The following is a 17,693-nucleotide window of genomic DNA, read 5'->3' as shown; positions in this document are numbered from 1 at the left end:
CATAACATCAATATACTATTAATAGAGTCCCTCAACAAACGATGCCACCGCTTCGATTTCTTTGTCGCTCATCTTAGAGGCAATATCTTGCATCATTCGGCCGGTGGTGGTGTTTCCACGCTCGCCGGAGGCATAGGCTTTAAGCTGTGCGGCCACGTAGGCCCCATGCTGCCCGCCGATACGTGGATAACCCGCAGGACCGTTGCCTTTGCCTGAAGGTCCGTGGCAGGCCATGCATGCCGAAACCTCGGTGTCGGCGTTGCCCGCGCGATAAATCGTCTGGCCCAGATCCACTTTATCGGGATCGGCGACACCTGGCTTGAGCGTCTGCTCAGAGTAATAGGCGGCTAAATCGAGAATGTCTTGATCGCTTAGAGCTGCCGCCTGCCCAGTCATGAGCGGGTTGCTTCGCTCGCCGGAACGGAAGGCCTTAAGCTGCGATTCGATGTACTGGGCATGCTGTCCGGCCAACTTGGGCCATGTGCCGTTGACGCTGTTGCCATCCGCTCCGTGACAAGCGGCGCAAGGAACCGCTTTGGCTTTCCCGGTTTCCGCGTTGCCTCCGGCATAAACGGGGTTCATGACGCCGATGGCGATAAGCGTAACGATGGCTGCGAGCCGTTTATTCATGATTCGGAAGGCCTCCTGAGCAAGCGGTATCCGCTTGTGACGGGGTCAACAGTGCAGTCGACAATAACGTACAATGCGGGCGCCCATGTACTTTCGGGTCGCTAATTTTACACTGAGCGCCCGCAAGACGGTCAACCAAGCTCAAGCATTTTATGAAAGATTTTCGCAACGTCTCCTTTTTAATCAGTGCTGATCGGTTACGGAGTTTGCCCGTTGACAGTGGGGCAGAGGTGGCTTTCGCCGGTCGCTCGAACTCGGGAAAGTCCAGTGCGATCAATGCGATAACGTCAAGGAAAGGGTTGGCGCGTGCCAGTCGCACGCCAGGGCGCACGCAATTGATCAATTTTTTCGTATTTGACGATGGCACCCGCCTGGTCGACTTGCCGGGCTATGGTTTTGCCCGAGTGCCTGAAGCCATACGCCGGCATTGGGGGAAGTTGATCGGCGAGTATTTGGCCGGTCGCGATAGCTTAAAGGGGGTGTTCGTCATCATGGATGTCCGACACCCGATGACTGATTTCGATCAACAGTTATTGAACTGGTGCGCGCAAGCGGGGCTGCCTTGCCATGTCCTTTTGACGAAATCAGACAAGCTCAGCCGCGGGGCGGCGACGCAGGTTCTGTTTCGCGTGAGAAAACAGTTGGAAGAATTATCGGGAGATTTGTTTACCGTTCAACTTTTTTCAGCCACCAAAGCGATGGGGTGGGATGACGCGCGCACACGGTTGGCCCGCTGGTTGGACCCGGGCGGGTTGGAAGATGAGAGCGTGGCTGCGCACTAGCGTTTTACGACCGTAAAAAAAAGCCACGACAGTCTAAAGGGGGAGACTGCCGTGGCTGTTCGGAACCCACCTGATCTTGGGGGATATCGATGGGCCCGCTTACTCAGGGTAGGAAACGGGTGCTATTGCGGCACCCGTCTCACAGACATTTTGCGCCATTTGAAGTTCAAATGAAAAGGGTTTGGTTTTTTACAACGAAGTTATTGTCGTTTAATTAACCTTAACCACCTGATTTATTGGCCGATGTTAAGTATTGTTTAGTGACTCTCGCCCCAGTTTCTACCGGTTCCGACATCTACATCCAGCGGCGTTTTTAGCTCGGCTGCGCTAATCATAAATTTTCTAACCGTGGTTTCGGCGTCGGAGATCTGTGATTTCGGTACTTCGAACACTAACTCGTCGTGTACCTGCATGATCATACGTATCCCGTTGTTCGATGTGTTCAGCCATCGGTCGATTGCGAGCATGGCGCGCTTGATGATGTCAGCCGCGGTACCCTGCATGGGCGCATTGATCGCAGTGCGCTCGGCGTACTGACGCCGCTGGGCGTTGCGTGAGTTGATCTCCGGCAGATAAAGCCGTCGCCCGAAGACCGTCTCGACATAGCCGTCTTCGTGGGCTTGTGCCTGGATTCGGTCCATAAAGTCTTTAACGCCCGGATAGCGATCAAAATACCGGTCTACATAAGTTTGCGCGGCGCTACGCTCAATGCCCAGTTGGCGGCTCAAGCCAAACGCCGACATCCCATAGATCAGTCCAAAATTGATCGCCTTGGCCGAGCGTCTTTGGTCCGCCGAAACTTGGTCCGGCGACACGCCGAATACCTCCGAGGCCGTGGCTTGGTGAATGTCCTTGCCTTCGGCAAACGCTTTGAGCAGGCCCGCATCACCGGAGAGATGGGCCATGATACGCAGCTCGATTTGCGAATAGTCTGCCGAGAGGATGCGATACCCTTTCGGGGCGACAAATGCCTCTCGGATCCTGCGTCCTTCGGCGGTTCGTATGGGGATATTCTGCAAATTGGGTTCGGACGAGGAGAGGCGCCCGGTGGCGGCGACCGCTTGGTGGTAGGAGGTGTGAATACGCCCCGTCTTGGGGCTGATCAAATCCGGCAACTTGTCGGTGTACGTCGACTTCAGCTTGCTGAGCGAGCGATATTCCAGAATCAGTTGCGGCAAGCGGTAGTCGTTAGCCAGTTCCTGCAACACGTCTTCCGCCGTCGAGGGTTGGCCTTTCGGGGTCTTGCGCAGTGCCGGCAATTGCAGTTTGTCGAATAGGATTTCCTGAAGTTGTTTCGGGGAACCGAGGTTGAAAGCTTGCCCCGCCTCATCGTGGGCCTTCACTTCGAGTTCCGCCATGGCTTCGGCGAGTTCCTGACTTTGCCGGCGCAGCAGCTCGGGATCCACCAAGACCCCGGTTTGTTCCATTCGCGACAGAACGGGAACCAGAGGGACTTCCATTTCCTCGTAGACAGCGCGCAGACGGGTTTCTTTGTTGAGCCGTGGCCACAAGGATTGGTGCAATCGGAGTGTGATGTCCGCATCTTCGGCTGCGTACTCGGCGGCTTTTTCGATTTCGACTTCGTCAAACCCCAGCTGTCGCGCGCCTTTTCCGGCCACGTCTTCGAACTTGATGGTGGTCACGCCGAGCTCCCGCAACGCCATCGAATCCATATCGTGGCGGCCGGCGGTGCTGTTGAGCACATACGATTGCAGCATGGTGTCGTGGGCAATGCCGGTCAGCTCAATGCCGTGATTGGCCAGCACGTTCTTGTCGTATTTGAGGTTCTGCCCGACCTTCGCGTGCTTTGGGTCCTCCAAGATAGGCTTGAGCTGCGCCAAAACGGCTTCCCGGTTCAATTGCTCCGGCGCGCCTATGTAGTTGTGAGCCAGTGGCACGTAGGCCGCTTCGCCGGGCTCGATGGCGAAAGAAACCCCCACAACTTCGGCTTTGTCGTACCGGAGGCTGGTGGTTTCCGTGTCGAAGGCGAACAGGTCGGCATGTTTGATCCGCTCAAGCCAACCATCCAGGGTTTTTTGATCCAACACCGTCTGGTAGCGACGGGGAGACTCCGACCCCCGCGGCGGATCGGGTTGGTCGGCTTCCAGTTCTCGCAATAGCCCGCCGAACTCCAGCTCCGTATACAGTTCTCGGAGTTTGTCCGTGTCGGGTTCGCTGGGCGAGAGTTGGTCGAGACTTTCGGCCAGTTTGACGTCGCAGTGGATGGTGGCCAGCAGGCGGGATAACTCCAGTTGAGGCAAGTTGGCACGCAACGACTCGCCCACTTTGCCGGGAATTTCCTCGGCCCGCGCGATGATCTCATCTAAGCTGCCGTATTCGTTCAGCCACTTGGCTGCCGTTTTCGGGCCGACTTTGGGAACCCCCGGAATGTTATCCGAGCTGTCTCCCACCAGCGCCAGGTAGTCGATAATGCGCTCCGGGGGCACGCCGAACTTGTCGATCACCCCTTGGCGATCCAATACGGTGCCGGTCATGGTGTTGACCAGCGTCACGTGGCCGTTGACCAGTTGCGCCATGTCCTTGTCGCCGGTGGAGATCAGCGTGTGGATACCCGCATCGCCTGCCTGCCGCGCCAGCGTGCCGATGACATCGTCGGCTTCGACGCCGGGAATTTGCAGCAAGGGAATACCCATGGCCGAGACCGCGGCGTGCAACGGTTCGATCTGCGACCTCAAATCGTCCGGCATGGGCGGGCGATGCGATTTGTAGGACTCGAACAACTCGTCCCGAAAGGTCTTGCCGGGCGCGTCGAAGACCACGGCGATACGCTGGGGCTGGTGCTCGCGGAGCAGTTTGCGCAACATGTTGATGACGCCATACACCGCACCGGTGGGTTGGCCGCGGGAGTTGCTCAGCGGCGGCAAGGCGTGGAACGCCCGATAGAGGTACGACGAGCCGTCCACCATCACCAGCTCGGTGGGACGACCGGCTTCCGGCGGGATTGTGTCTGAATCGCTCATGGCCGTTTGCTGTTCACTCGTCAATTGGGCAGCAGTGATTCGCCGAGCATCAAGGTATCGATGCTTTCCCGTGCTCGAACCACATGAGCTTGTGCGCCGTCGACCATGATTTCCGGCGGACGTGGCCGCGAGTTGTAGTTCGAGCTCATCACAAAGCCGTACGCACCCGAGGAACGCACCGCCAAAATATCGCCGGGCTCGAGGTTCAGTTGACGTTCCCGGCCGATAAAATCGGCTGTTTCACAGACCGGACCCACAATGTCGTAGCATTGGCCTTCGGCCCCGTCGCGTTGGATGACCGGCACGATGTCCTGCCAGGCGTGGTAAAGCGCCGGGCGAATCAGATCGTTCATGCCGGCGTCTACGATGGCAAACGCCCGTTCGCCATGCGGTTTGAGGTACTCCACGCGGGTCAGCAGCACACCGGCGTTGCCCACGATCACCCGCCCGGGTTCAAAGAGAATTTCCAAATCACGCCCCGCCAAACTGGGCCGCAAGGCGCGTACATACTCATCCGGCGTCGGCGGCGTTTCGTTGCGATAGCGGATGCCTAACCCTCCGCCCACATCGATGTGGCGTAAATGAATGCCGGCTTCGGCCAGGCGATCGACCATCGCCAGCACCCGTGCCAAGGCATCGACAAAGGGTTGGGTTCCGGTCAATTGAGAACCGATGTGGCAGTCGATGCCTTCCAGCCGTATCCCATCCATTTGATGTGCGCGGTGGTAGACCGACTCCGCCACCGCGATATCGATGCCGAATTTGTTTTCCTTCAGTCCGGTGGAGATATACGGATGGGTTTGGGCGTCGACGTCCGGATTGACCCGCAAGGAGACTGGCGCGCGGACCCCCATTTCCCGGGCGATGGTGTCGATTCGCTCCAGTTCGCCTTCGGATTCCACGTTGAAACAGCGAATGCCCACCTCCAGCGCGCGGCGAACTTCATCCGCTCGTTTGCCGACGCCGGAAAACACCACCTTACCGGGGTCGCCGCCGGCCCTGAGTACCCGTTCCAGCTCGCCGACCGACACGATGTCGAAGCCGGCGCCCAATCCTGCCAGCAGGTTCAGCACCGCCAAATTGGAATTGGCCTTGACCGCATAGCAAAGCAAATGAGCCTGGCCGGCCAGAGCTTCCGAGAAGACGCGGAAGTGGCGGCAAATGGTGGCGCGGGAGTACACATAGGCCGGGGTGCCGAAGCGTTCCGCCAGCGTTTGAAGGTCAACATCTTCGGCGAAAAGCCGGCCGTCTCGGTAATTGAAATGATCCATGTTTTCAGGTGCGGAGTTTTAGTTTGTTCGTTGGGTTTGGGCGGCAGGATCTTCCCGCGGCTCGTCGGGAAAATACAAATCGCCCTTTTGGCCGCAACCGACCAATATCCAAAGTGCAAATAGAAAAATCGGGGTGCTGCGCCAGATCATCGTAGGAATCGGGGTCGTGGGAACACAGGCGAGCAGTATAGATCGACGGCTCCCGGATTGCCTATGCTCGTGGTTGCTTCAACAGTGATCTCTCGTTCTGCGGGGTTTGAGGCCTGTTGAACGAGGGGGTGGTCGCCCCGGGCCGCGCGATTAGCGTTCGATGGTGAATATGATGTCGGCACTGCGGTCGACGCCGGACTCGGTTTTGAGCGTCCAGCGGCGGCTCAAACGGTACAGCGTCCGGAAAGTGGACTGGTTGCCGAACAAGCCCACGCCGTAACTGACGAATAGCCGCGGCGAGATCTGCCGTCCGAGTACCAGTTCGGTTTCCTCGACCCCGCCTTGAGATTCCAGCGAGACTTCCTCGATGCCCAGTCGCTCGGCCAGTCGTTCGCCTGGAATCTGCCCCCCGGACAAACGCGTCGCGGCCAGAATTCCGGCCACCCGACGGCTGTCCTGGGATGAGGATTGCGCCATGGGTCGCCCGAACAGCAAATAGGAGAGAATGTCCGAATCGGACATGGGCGGCGACGAGAACAGCGTCAGCTGGGGTTGAGCCAGCGTACCGCGGACATCCACGCCTACTTGCACTTCTTCCAGGCGCCTCACGGCACGCAAATCCAGGCCCGGATTGTCGACGGGCGCGTCGGTATAAATGATCCGTCCGGTTTCAATCTCCAGCGGTTGGCCATAGGCGTTGTAGCGGCCTTCGATCACGCGCAACTGGCCGGTCGCCAGGGGTTGCTCGTTCGGTCCGTCTCGAAAGCGCAGTTCTCCACCCAGCTTCGCGCGCAGTCCGAAGCCTTCAAACGAGACCGCATCGCCCAAGGCCACGGTGACATCCAACGAGAGCGGACGCGGTTTCGGCTCGGCGGTGGTCTTGGCGGGATCCACGATCACCACGTCCGGTGAAGCTTGTACGGTGCTGGAGAGATCGCGGGGGGTGATATCCGCCGTGGGAATGAGCACCTGACCGGAAACACTCAACTCCGCTGGCGAATAGGCGAACCGAAGATCCGGTGTGACATCGACGGCGGCCTCGGCGGTGCGGATCACGGCAAAATTCCGACCGGTGAGTTTTCCCTCGAGGGATAACTCACCGGCTTGCAACGCCAGGCTGCCTTCCGTATCCAGGTGGCCGTCGCCCGAGTTAACTTGGCCAACCCAGGCGAGCCGGTCGCCCGGAACCGTGGTGAGCGTGAGGGTGATGGCCTGAAGTCGAAGCCCTAAATCGGGAATCTCGGCCGCGCCATCCACCAGCTCGACCCGGCCGTTGAAAATCGGTTCGCTCACCGGGCCGCGGGCGCTCAATTCCGCTTTGAGTGACCCTTTGGCATCGGCCAAGGCGGGAACAAACAACGCCACGAAATCCACGTCGGGCAGATCGGCGGAGAGCTGGCAGTCGCGCATCTCGGCGGTGGCGAACTGGGCCGGTTGGCGCACGCCGGGAATCACGCAGCGGCCTTGCCAGCTGCCGGTTTGATCCACGCGTGCACGCGTTTCCAAACGGATGCCGGCTTCGTCCCAGTGGCCATCGAGACGGATCGCACGCACGCTCAGAAGCTCCCGCCAACCCTGACCTTCGTCGGCACTGGGACGGGTCAAGACCCGCAGCTGGTCGCTGGTGGTCTCCGCTTGGGCGAACACGGCGCCGTCACTGCCGGCTTTTGCTTCCAGGCGGGCGCTGATGACGCCTTCAAGGCGGTGGTCGTCACCCATGTACGCCTGCGCTCTATCCAGCTGGAGTGATGTCACCTCGGCCAGCGCGTGCCAACCCGCGGCGCCTTGCCAGCGGCCTTCGACACAAAGCGACTCACCCTCATGGCGCAGGCACAGCGAACTTAAGCTGACCCGCTTCGGTCCGGCGCTGAGCGCTGTGGGCTCGGTCATGACCCACGCGGTGTCCGGCTTCGACACCAGCGCGAGCTGATTCAGGGTGCCGGCCCATTGCTGTTCGGCCGGACGCCAAGCGCCCTCAGCCATCAAGTCCAACTGACCCTGGGCGGACTGTGCCGTGGCACGGATCTGGTGCCCAGCGGCCGTACCATCGACCAGAACGCGTCCTGATTGCACGGATTGGTCCCCCAATGACGCTTGTTCAAGCTTCAGGTCCACCGTGAGGGGCTGGTTGGCTTGGGGCGATAGATCCGCCGTCAGCGCCAAGGACTGAATACGCAGCGCATCCCATGCCAAATCGGTGGCGTCGGCGTTGACCGTGATTTCGGGCGCCTCGGGTTTGCCTTGCAGCGTAAACCGGGCGGCCAGCGCGCCCCCGGCTTGGGGCAGTACCCGAGACAGATCGGGTGCATCCATCGATCCGGCCAAATCCCAACCGGCGTTCCAGCGACCCGATACATTCAGCCTGGCATCAGCGATACGCAGCGCCAGCGCGTCGATGCGGAGCGTCTCGTCGGACCAATCCAGTTCCGCCTGGCCATCCACGGCTTGGTTGCGGAGCCGACCGGACAGTTTCTCCACGTGCACATGGGTGCTCAGGCGCTGTTGGTACCGGCCCTCGGTGGTGAGGGCGAAACCCAGGCGGCCGGGCCAAGCGGCATCCATCACCCCCGGATTGAGCTCGCGGCCTTCTGCGCGCGCCGTCCAATCCAGTCCGTCAGACCAGTTCAAGGCCCCGGTGGCGGTGATCTGCCCATCGAGCGTGTCCACCTGCAGACGGTCGATCGCAAGGCTTTCCAGGTTGCCATGGGCCGCGAGCGAAAGATGGGTGGAAGGCATCTGCTGCGGTGGTCCTTCGAACTGCCCTTCGATTTGCACCTGATAGGCGCTCGGTGAACCGCTGATCCGCGTCTGGCCGCTGGGACTGTTCCAGTGATCCAGGGCGGGCCAACGCAGCGCTTGCCAATCCAAGGCGGCTTCGATTTGGGTGTCGTCCAGGGTGCCCAAACGGGCGTGGCCGCGCCCTTGCAGCGTGCCGATGTTTCCGCTGGCCGTCAGTTCATCCACCCGCAGTGTGGCATCTTCCCAGTGTGCCGAGAGATGAATCACGGCATCGAGACCCGCCAGCCCTTTGGCAAACGCGTCGGCGCGGATGTCGGCGGCGAGGCCCTCGCCTCGGGCCTGGAGGGTGCCCCCCGTGGTCAGCGCCGGCAGGTCCGGTCGCACTTGGCTCAAGTCGAGGCTCTGGACGTTGGCCTCCAGCGTCCAGAGCCCGAGCTTCGGCACATCGTCTATTCGCCCGGTGAGCGTAACCGGATAGGGCGATTGGCCATCCGCCGTAAGCACAAGCGTGTCGAGGTCGCCGTTTGCCGTGAGGGTCACCGGCCAGGGCGGTATGTCGGGCAAAGAGAGCATCGTCGCCAATTGCACCGACAAGGGATAGGTGGCGCGGGTGGTGATATTTCCCGAGGCCTTGATCTCGGCCATTTCATGCCGAAGGGCAAGCTCGCGGACGGTCCATTCGGCGCCGTCGGCATGGATGGAGGTGGCCAAGTCGAATAACGAGACGCGCTCGCCACCGGCCGGCGTGATGTGCAGCTGGCCCACCGCGAGCCGGCCCAAGTCAATGGTGAGGGGAACGTCGATGTCCGGGAGTTCGAACGGCTCGCCGGAAGCGGGTTCCGCACCGTTGTGTTCGCGAAGTTCTACCTGAACGCTTTTCGCTGAGAGCGCTTCGATATCCAAGGTGCGGCCGAGCAGCCGACGCAGGGTCCATTTGAGTTGGGCGTTTTGCACGGTCACCCGAACGGCGGGCGTTTCCACCGTGAGCCGTTCTACGTTCAGGGGTCCGGCCAGTCGGCCGGAGACCCCCTCGATGGTTAACGCCTCCCAATGTCGGTTGGCTTGCGCTGCGGCCCAAACCGGCAGACGGGTGCTGTGGATTGCGCCGTAGCCGATCGCGATCACCACCGCGACCAAGACCACAAGCACCACGGCCAGCTTACGCATCACAAATCCGGCCCGAAGGTCAGGTGAAGGCGGTAGTCGGTGTCCGGATCGTCGAACGGGTGGGCAACGTCGATTCGCAGAGGACCGACCGGGGTCTGCCAGCGCAAGCCCACGCCGGCTCCCTGCTTGAGGTCCGGCTCGGTGTCGTTGAAGGCGCTACCCGCATCGTAAAACACCGCCACCGACCAATCTTTGTAGACGCGGTGTTCATAGTCGACGCCCAGAGTGAACAGGTACCGACCGCCGATGTTGCGGCCACCTTCATCGATGGCGCCCAGGGATTTGTAGTCGTAGCCGCGCACGCTGTAGTCGCCCCCGGCATAGAATCGCTTGGACAGGGCGAGGTCATCGAAACCGTTGACGCTGGTGTATCCCAGATCGCTGCGGGCCAGAAACCGGCCGCGGGGCCAAACCCGGTACACCGTCCGAACGTTGGTCAAGACCTGGGCGAAGGTGATGTCTGAGGCGGCCGCCTCGTGGGCGCCCTGAAGGTCCACCGACCAGCGATAGCCCCGATCCGTGGCCAACGGGTCGTTCACGCTCACATAGCTGAAGCTCAAGCCCGGTATCAGCGCATCGGAGCGTTGCGGGTCGGCGCCCAAACCGATGTCGAAGGTTTCGTTCTCCAGCATCAGCCGGAGGGTTCGTGTCCACCGTCCGAACACGTTGTTGCGGGCCACGCCCAGGCTACGGATGCGGCTGAATCGATCGTCGATGTCCTCATCGAAGACCCGGCCCAACAGGGCCAAATTGTCGGTGGCCGGCTGATCAATCGGTATCACGTAGCGTGCATCCACCCCGTTGCCGGTTTCCGCCAGTCGGGCATCCACGTTGATTCGGTGTCCTCGGCGGTTGACCCGGCGATTGGTGTAACCGATCAGCGCCCGGGCGCCGGTATCGGTGCCATAGCCCAAGCCGAGGGTGTAGCGATTGCGCTTGGCGGGCGCCAATTCGACCTCAATGGGAATCTGGCAGTCCTTTGCCAGATCGCGCCGTGGAACCACGTCCACGGTGGAGAAGTACTCGGCATCCAACAGGCGGTACTGCAATTGCAGCAGGCGGTCGGCCGAGTACGGCTCACCGGTTTCAAACGGCACAAACCGGGCCAGAAAGTCCGGGTTGATGACGTCCTGCTGCAGCGTCACTTCACCGAAACAGTAGCGGATGCCCGTCTCCATCCGCAGAACCACACGGGCGGCGAGGGTATCGGGCCGCACTTCTAAACGCTTGGTGGCCATCCGGGCTTCGATGTAACCCCGCTCGTTGGCCACGCGCATCATGCGACGTTTGCCGTCTTCGTAGCGGCGATGAAGGGCCACATCTCCGACTTTGAGCGGAAAGCTGCGCGCCACCCGTTGGATCGCCGGGTCTTCTTCGCCGGGCCCAAGGATTTGAATGTCGATATCCGTGATGCGCACCGGCGGTCCCGCATCGACCACATAACGTGCTGTCCAAACCTCGGCGGTTTGCTTCAAGCTCGAGTGGATATCTGTTTGGTAGTAGCCGAAGGGCTCTAGGGCTCGGCGGATTTCTTCAAGCGCGTCGGTATGCAGACGGCGAATCTGAGCGGGCGTGAGCTCTCGGTCGGCCATGCGCGCCAGCGTGACGCTCGCTTCGGCATTGGTTTGCAGATCGCGGGGTAGTCCTTCGATGGACACGGTCACTTGCTGCGCCCAGGCCGAAGCGCTGCTCAAGATTGTGAGCAGGATCAGCCATCGGCCAAAAGCGATCCAGTTGTCGCGGTATCCGGTCAAAATCGTCGGGTCCTCAGTGTCTCATCGTGGCGCGCAGGGTTTGACCGGTGGCGGATGGGAATCGTGCGCAGATCGTTTCATCGAATCTACCCATTCCCGCGAGGTCGACACGATGCGGGCCATGTATTATCGACCGGGAAAATGGGATGCGAAATAGTCACGCCGCAGCTTGGCCACGAGGCCGGCCAGCATCACCAGAGCGATCAAGTTGGGCACGGCCATCAAGAGATTGGTGATGTCGGCGATGTTCCAGACCAGTTCCAACGGCAAGGCGGCGCCGACCGCCACCAGGCAGGTGAACACCACCCGGTAGGGCAACACGGCCTGTTCGCCGAACAAAAAGCGCGCGCTGCGGTCGCCATAATACGACCACGCGATCATGGTGGAGAAGGCGAAGAGCGTCAGGCCGAGACTGACCACCGCGGCACCGGCCGTGCCGAGGGTTTGGTCGAAAGCATAGGTGGTCAACGCCGCGCCCACCACCCCGTCAGGCGCGGTGAGATAGGCACCGGTCACGATGATGGTCAGTCCGGTGAGGGTGCAAATCACCAGCGTGTCGATGAACGGTTCGAGCATGGCCACCAGGCCCTCACGGACCGGTTCGTGGGTGCGTGCCGCGGCGTGGGCCATGGGCGAGGAGCCCAGGCCCGCCTCATTGGAGAACAAGCCCCGTGCCACGCCCCAGCGGATGGCCTCGCCCACCACCGCGCCGCCCACGGCCCAGGGATTGAGCGCATGATTGAAGATGGTCAACAGGGCACCGGGAATGGCGTCCACATGGTTCAACAGCACCAATAGCGCGCCGCTGATATACAGAATCGCCATAAAGGGCACCAAGGCGCTGGCGGTGCGGGCGATCCGCCGGATTCCCCCGATGATCACCATGCCCACCGGCAAGGCTACGCCGATCCCCACCCACCAGCGGTGCGCGCTGAGCTGGGGAAAGATTTGCCCCAGCCCGTCCATCACGGAATTGGCTTGAACCATGTTGCCGATTCCCAAGGAGGCGATCATGGCGAAGGCGGCGAATGCCATGGCCATGGCGCGCATGTTCAAGCCGTTGAGCAAGGTATACATGGGGCCGCCGGCGGTTTCGCCGTCGGGGCTGACTTCGCGGAATCGCAATGCCAGTGAGCATTCTGCGAATTTCGTCGCCATGCCGAAAAATGCCGTTACCCACATCCAGAACAAGGCGCCCGGACCGCCGAGGGAAATGGCGGTGGCGACCCCGGCAATGTTGCCCGTGCCTACGGTGGCCGACAGGGCCGTGGCCAGCGCCTGAAAGTGGGAGATTTCCCCCGGCGCGTCTGGCTGGCTGTAGCGCCCTTGCACGATATGGAAGGCGTGGCGAAACCCGCCGAGTTGCACGAAGCCGGTGCGCACCGTCAAATACGCCCCCACGCCCAACAGGATCAACAGCGTCAGGGCGTTTTTCCACAGGAGACCGGAGATCTGTCCGGTGAATTCTGTCAGTCCGGCAATCAATTCGTTCACGGTCCTTCCTTGGGTGTTGCGGTGGGGTCAGTGGTCGGGTGACGGGCGTGGCGGGTCGAGCTCCACCTCGCGTTGCCGCAGGCGATTCTCCCACGCCGTTCCCGCGACCCGCGCGAGCAGCCATTGGATTATCTCGCGTTCATCGGCAGCCGGATCCGGCCGCAGGCGCACCTCGCGCTGGTCTAGCTCCGGACGTGGACGCGGTTCAACGACAAAACTGCCGAGATAGGCCAGTCCGCCCGGCGTCAGCGGCACGGTGGCCGGTCCGGCGGTTTGGGTGACCCAGTAGTTCCTGCGGCCATCGGAGAAGCCGGCGATAAAGTAGTCCCCCGGTGGGGCATTCTCCAATACGAACCGGCCCTGGGCATCCGGGTAGGCGGTGGGCGCGGTGAACGGCACCAGGTAATGGTGCCCTTCCCGGTAGAGGTAAATCGAGTAAATGCCGATCTGCCCGGCGGACAGGCGGCCGTAGACCAAACCGGTCTCCGCCGAGCGGGGCGGAGCCAGCGCGCCATCGGAGACACACCCGGCGGTGAAGCATGCCAATGCGAGTAATGCGATGCGCAGCGAGGTATGCCGGTTTGCTCTGGGGAGTTTGGAGATCATTCGAGAAATATAACCTCAGGAGCGGGGCTGGCCCAAGAGCCTCTCTGGTAAGATACGGCGATGGATGTGACCGCGATTTTGGAAGGCTTGAACGAGCGCCAGCGTGAGGCCGTGGGCGCGCCGGCGCTGCCGGTTTTGGTGTTGGCGGGCGCGGGTAGCGGCAAAACCCGCGTGCTGGTTCATCGTGTGGCCTGGTTGGTGGGGGTGGAAGGCATTTCGCCCTGGAGCATTATGGCCGTGACCTTTACCAACAAGGCGGCGGCGGAAATGCGCGGGCGCATTGAGCAGTTGTTGGGCGTTCCCAGCGGCGGCATGTGGATCGGAACCTTCCACGGCGTTTCCCACCGCTTGCTGCGCCAGCACTGGCAGGAAGCCGGATTACCACAAAGTTTTCAGGTGCTGGACACCGAAGATCAGCGGCGTTTGGTGAAACGGGTCTTGCGCAGCCTGGAGCTGGATGAAAGCCGCTGGCCGGTGCGCCAGGTCCAGTGGTTTATCAACAATCGCAAGGAAGAAGGTCTGCGTCCAGGGGACTTGGCGGATACCGGGGACCCCATCTATCAGCAAATGACGCGAATCTACGCCGCTTACGAGGCCGCCTGTGCCCGCGGCGGTCTGGTGGATTTTGCCGAGTTACTGCTGCGCAGCTTCGAGCTGTTGCGTGACGACCCCGACCTGCTGGCGCACTATCAGGCGCGCTTTCGCCACATTCTGGTCGACGAGTTTCAAGACACCAATACGCTGCAATACCGGTGGCTTCGGCAGTTGGCCGGCACCACCGGCAAGCTGTTCGTGGTGGGCGACGACGATCAGTCCATTTACAGTTGGCGCGGCGCCCGTGTGGAAAACTTGCAGCAGTTCGGGCGCGATTTTCGCGACGCGCAAATTGTCCGGCTGGAGCAGAACTACCGTTCCACCAGTACCATTCTCAAGGCCGCCAACGGCCTGATCGCCCACAACACCGGGCGCATGGGTAAGGAGCTTTGGACCGACGGTTCCACCGGCGATCCCATCCGGCTCTACGCCGCCTTCAACGAGTACGACGAAGCGCAGTTTGTGCTCGACCGGATTCGCCGCCATGAGGAACAGGGCTCGTTACGCCGCGAAATCGCCGTGCTGTATCGTTCCAACGCCCAATCGCGGGTGTTTGAAGAAGCCTTGATGCAGCACGCTATTCCCTACCGGGTTTATGGCGGTTTGCGGTTCTTCGAACGGGCGGAAATCAAAGACGCCTTGGCCTATCTGCGGTTAATCTGCAATCGCCATGACGATGCCTCCTTCGAGCGGGTGGTGAACCTGCCCACCCGGGGCATCGGCAACCGCACCATGGACGCGGTTCGCCAGTTGGCTCGCGAAAACGGCCTGTCGTTGTGGGAAGCCGCCACCCGGTTTGTGGCCGCGGGCAGTGGCCGGGCCGCCAACGCCGTGGGTGCGTTTGTGGTGTTGATTGACGAGATGGACGGGCGGGTCGAATCACTCAGCCTGGAAGACCAGGTCGGCGAGGTGATTGTTCAATCCAAGCTCATGGACCACTACGCCCAGGAGGGTGGCGAGCGGGGCGAGGCCCGGGTGGAAAACTTACAGGAGTTGATCAACGCCGCGCGCGGATTCCGCCCGGACGAAGCCGACCTGGAGGGGGTTTCGCCGCTGGTGGCCTTCCTCACCCACGCCGCGCTGGAAGCGGGCGAAGGCCAGGCCGATGAGTGGGAAGACTGCGTGCAGCTCATGACCTTGCATTCCGCCAAAGGGCTGGAGTTCCCGGTGGTGTTCATGACGGGCATGGAAGATGGCCTCTTCCCCCACCAGCGATCGCTGGAAGACGGCGCGGGGATCGAAGAAGAGCGACGTTTATGTTACGTCGGCATGACGCGCGCCATGCGGGAGTTGTATCTCACCTACGCCGAGAAGCGCCGGCTCTACAACACCGAGCAGTACGGTATTCCCTCCCGTTTTCTGGAAGAGCTTCCGGCGGAGTTGGTGGAGGACGTACGGCCCCGGGTGCAGATCAGCCGGCCGGTGTTGCACGACCGCCAGCCCATGGCGGGCGCTGGTGGTGCGTTCAAAATCGGGCAGATGGTGCGTCACCCCAAGTTCGGCGAAGGCATTGTGCTGAATCTGGAAGGGGCCGGGCCGCAGGCTCGGGTGCAGGTGAATTTCGAGCAAGTCGGCAGCAAATGGCTGGTGATGGGCTACGCCAAGCTGGAAGCGGTGTAAGTCCTCACGCCTTGCCAACCCGCTGATGTCTGATGGCGGTCAGCCCGACAGCCGGATCACCAGGGTTTCGATGCCGTTTTGCTCCAGGCGCGCGCGTGTGCGCTCTAGTGCTTCGGGATCGTTAAACGGCCCGATGCGCACCCGGTGCCAGGTCTCGGCGCTGTCGATCACCACTTTTTGAATCTGCGATTCCACACCGATGAGCGCCAGGCTGGCCTTGCGCCGGTCGGCGTCTTCAAAGCGCCGGAACGATCCCGCCTGCAGGGCATAGCGACCGGGCTTGAGTGCCTCGGCGCGCGGTTTGATCTGGGGCCGGCCCGCGCCGTTCTCGGCCTCCGGAATAATCACTTCAAGCTGGGGCAGCCGCTTGTAGAAGTCGAACTGCATGCCCTTGGGTTCTTCCTTTTCCTGTTCTGGCGCTTTGGCGGCCGGCGCCTTGGCCGGCGGCGGTTTGACTTGCTCGGTGATGGTGGCGGTTTTCGGGGCCTGTGGGCCTTGGGTGGCGATATACACACCCACGGCGATGGTCAGGCCCACCGCCATGCCCAGCACCAGCCACGCCCAGGCCGGTAGGGCGTTTTGCTGTCGCTTGCTGCGGGTGGATTTGGAGCGGCGTTTGCTGGGGCGTCGCGGTCGCCGGCTGTTGGCCATGGCTTACATGCTCTCCGGCGCGGACACGCCGAGCAGATTCAATCCGTTGCGCAACACCTGCCGGGTGGCGGCAATCAGGCACAGCCGGGCGTTACGGAGCGCGTCTTCGTCCACCAAAAAGGTGTGGGCGTTGTAATAGGTGTGAAAGGACTGGGCCAACTCGCGCAAGTAATAGGCCAGGAGGTGGGGTGCGAAGTTGCGCGCCGCCGCTTCGATGATTTCCGGGTAACGGGACAGCGCCGTGATCAAGGCTTGCTCGTGGTCGTTGTCCAGCAGCGCCAGGGACGCTTCGCCGGCGTTGCGGTCGAAGCTGCGGCCCTGTTCGGTCAGTTGGTTGAACACGCTGCAAATTCGGGCGTGGGCATACTGCACGTAATAAACGGGATTATCCGTACTCTCGCTCTTGGCCAGTTCCAGGTCGAAGTCCAGATGTTGATCTTGCGAGCGCAATACGTAGAAAAACCGCGCCGCGTCGTTGCCCACTTCCTCGCGCAACTCGCGCAGGGTCACGAACTCGCCGGCCCGGGTGGACATGGAAACCTTCTCCTTGCCCCGGTAGAGAATGGCGAACTGCACCAGCAAAACGTGCAGTCGGTCCGGGTCTTCCCCCACCGCCTTTAACGCACCTTTGACCCGTGGCACGTAGCCGTGGTGGTCGGCGCCCCAGACATCGATGAGTTGGTCAAAGCCCCGTTGGCGCTTTTCCCGGTGATAGGCGATGTCGGAGGCGAAATACGTCGCCACGCCGTTTTCCCGGACCACCACCCGGTCTTTCTCGTCGCCGAAATCGGTGGAGCGGAACCACTGAGCGCCGTCCTGGCTATAAATGTGCCCGGCTTGTTTCAGCTCCGCCAAGGTGGCCTCCACCGCGCCGCTGGCCACCAGCTCCCGCTCCGAGTACCAGCGGTCGTAGGTGACGCCGAACTCGGCCAGATCCTGGCGAATATCCTCCAAAATGGCGTTCAGCCCGGCATCGAACACCGCGGCGTAATCCGCTCCCAACAGCGTTTTGGTGTTGGCCACCAGGGCGTCGATGTGAGCTTCCTTGTCGCCACCCTGTGCGGCGTCGGGCGGCACATTGCCGAACAGGGCATCGACCCCGTGAACGAACCGCGCGCCATGCTCCGTGTGCAGCGCCTGCGCGATGTCGTTCACGTAGGCGCCGCGATAGCCGTTGTCGGGAAAGCGCAACGTTTGTCCGCCGTGCTCCAGATAACGCAGGTAAACGCTGGCGGCGAGAATATCCATCTGCCG

Annotated in this window: 12 protein-coding genes; 2 read left to right on the top strand and 10 right to left on the bottom strand. The window is 61.6% G+C overall.

The features are described 5' to 3' along the window. Positions 1-18 precede the first annotated feature (18 nt). A complete protein-coding gene (locus tag SVU69_10615) occupies positions 19-630 on the bottom strand; it encodes a c-type cytochrome (protein MDY6943444.1) in 612 nt (203 codons plus the stop codon). A gap of 152 nt (positions 631-782) precedes the next feature. Here SVU69_10615 and yihA point away from each other — a divergent pair, with 152 nt between their 5' ends. After that, positions 783-1,412 (top strand): ribosome biogenesis GTP-binding protein YihA/YsxC, encoded by a 630-nt coding sequence (gene yihA / locus SVU69_10610; GenBank protein ID MDY6943443.1) that lies wholly within the window; start codon positions 783-785, stop codon positions 1,410-1,412. 257 nt (positions 1,413-1,669) lie between these two features. Here the strand turns inward: yihA and polA are convergent, their stop codons facing one another. The 7 genes from polA to SVU69_10575 all read right to left on the bottom strand — a co-directional run bounded on the left by polA (position 1,670) and on the right by SVU69_10575 (position 13,574). Continuing rightward, positions 1,670-4,393, bottom strand: coding sequence for a DNA polymerase I (gene polA, locus SVU69_10605; GenBank protein ID MDY6943442.1), 2,724 nt, complete (start codon positions 4,391-4,393; stop codon positions 1,670-1,672). A gap of 20 nt (positions 4,394-4,413) precedes the next feature. Beyond that, positions 4,414-5,664: a diaminopimelate decarboxylase gene (gene lysA, locus SVU69_10600; GenBank protein ID MDY6943441.1), complete on the bottom strand. Its 1,251-nt coding sequence runs from the start codon at positions 5,662-5,664 to the stop codon at positions 4,414-4,416. 18 nt (positions 5,665-5,682) lie between these two features. After that, complete coding sequence (locus tag SVU69_10595) at positions 5,683-5,814, bottom strand: lipoprotein (protein MDY6943440.1); 132 nt, start codon at positions 5,812-5,814, stop codon at positions 5,683-5,685. Between the two features lie 150 nt (positions 5,815-5,964). Continuing rightward, on the bottom strand, positions 5,965-9,720 hold the full coding sequence (locus SVU69_10590) for a translocation/assembly module TamB domain-containing protein (protein MDY6943439.1): 3,756 nt from the start codon (positions 9,718-9,720) through the stop codon (positions 5,965-5,967). Continuing rightward, entirely contained in the window at positions 9,720-11,474 is a 1,755-nt protein-coding gene (locus tag SVU69_10585) for an autotransporter assembly complex family protein (GenBank protein MDY6943438.1), read from the bottom strand. Before SVU69_10585 ends, SVU69_10590 begins: the two co-directional genes overlap by 1 nt. 126 nt (positions 11,475-11,600) lie before the next feature. Then, a complete protein-coding gene (locus SVU69_10580) occupies positions 11,601-12,959 on the bottom strand; it encodes a sodium:alanine symporter family protein (GenBank protein MDY6943437.1) in 1,359 nt (452 codons plus the stop codon). A gap of 36 nt (positions 12,960-12,995) precedes the next feature. Then, positions 12,996-13,574, bottom strand: coding sequence for a hypothetical protein (locus SVU69_10575; protein ID MDY6943436.1), 579 nt, complete (start codon positions 13,572-13,574; stop codon positions 12,996-12,998). A gap of 60 nt (positions 13,575-13,634) precedes the next feature. On the opposite strand from SVU69_10575, the gene uvrD reads away from it, so the two are divergent. Continuing rightward, complete coding sequence (gene uvrD, locus SVU69_10570; GenBank protein MDY6943435.1) at positions 13,635-15,788, top strand: DNA helicase II; 2,154 nt, start codon at positions 13,635-13,637, stop codon at positions 15,786-15,788. A 39-nt stretch (positions 15,789-15,827) separates the two neighbouring features. Here the strand turns inward: uvrD and SVU69_10565 are convergent, their stop codons facing one another. Further along, a complete protein-coding gene (locus SVU69_10565) occupies positions 15,828-16,439 on the bottom strand; it encodes an SPOR domain-containing protein (GenBank protein MDY6943434.1) in 612 nt (203 codons plus the stop codon). Positions 16,440-16,442: 3 nt separating this feature from the next. Then, positions 16,443-17,693 (bottom strand): arginine--tRNA ligase (gene argS, locus SVU69_10560; protein MDY6943433.1); only part of this gene is annotated, 1,251 nt, incomplete at its 5' end.

The organism is Pseudomonadota bacterium, assembly GCA_034189865.1.
Taxonomy (GTDB): domain Bacteria; phylum Pseudomonadota; class Gammaproteobacteria; order UBA5335; family UBA5335; genus JAXHTV01.
This window is presented reverse-complemented; position numbering and strand designations above follow the sequence as displayed.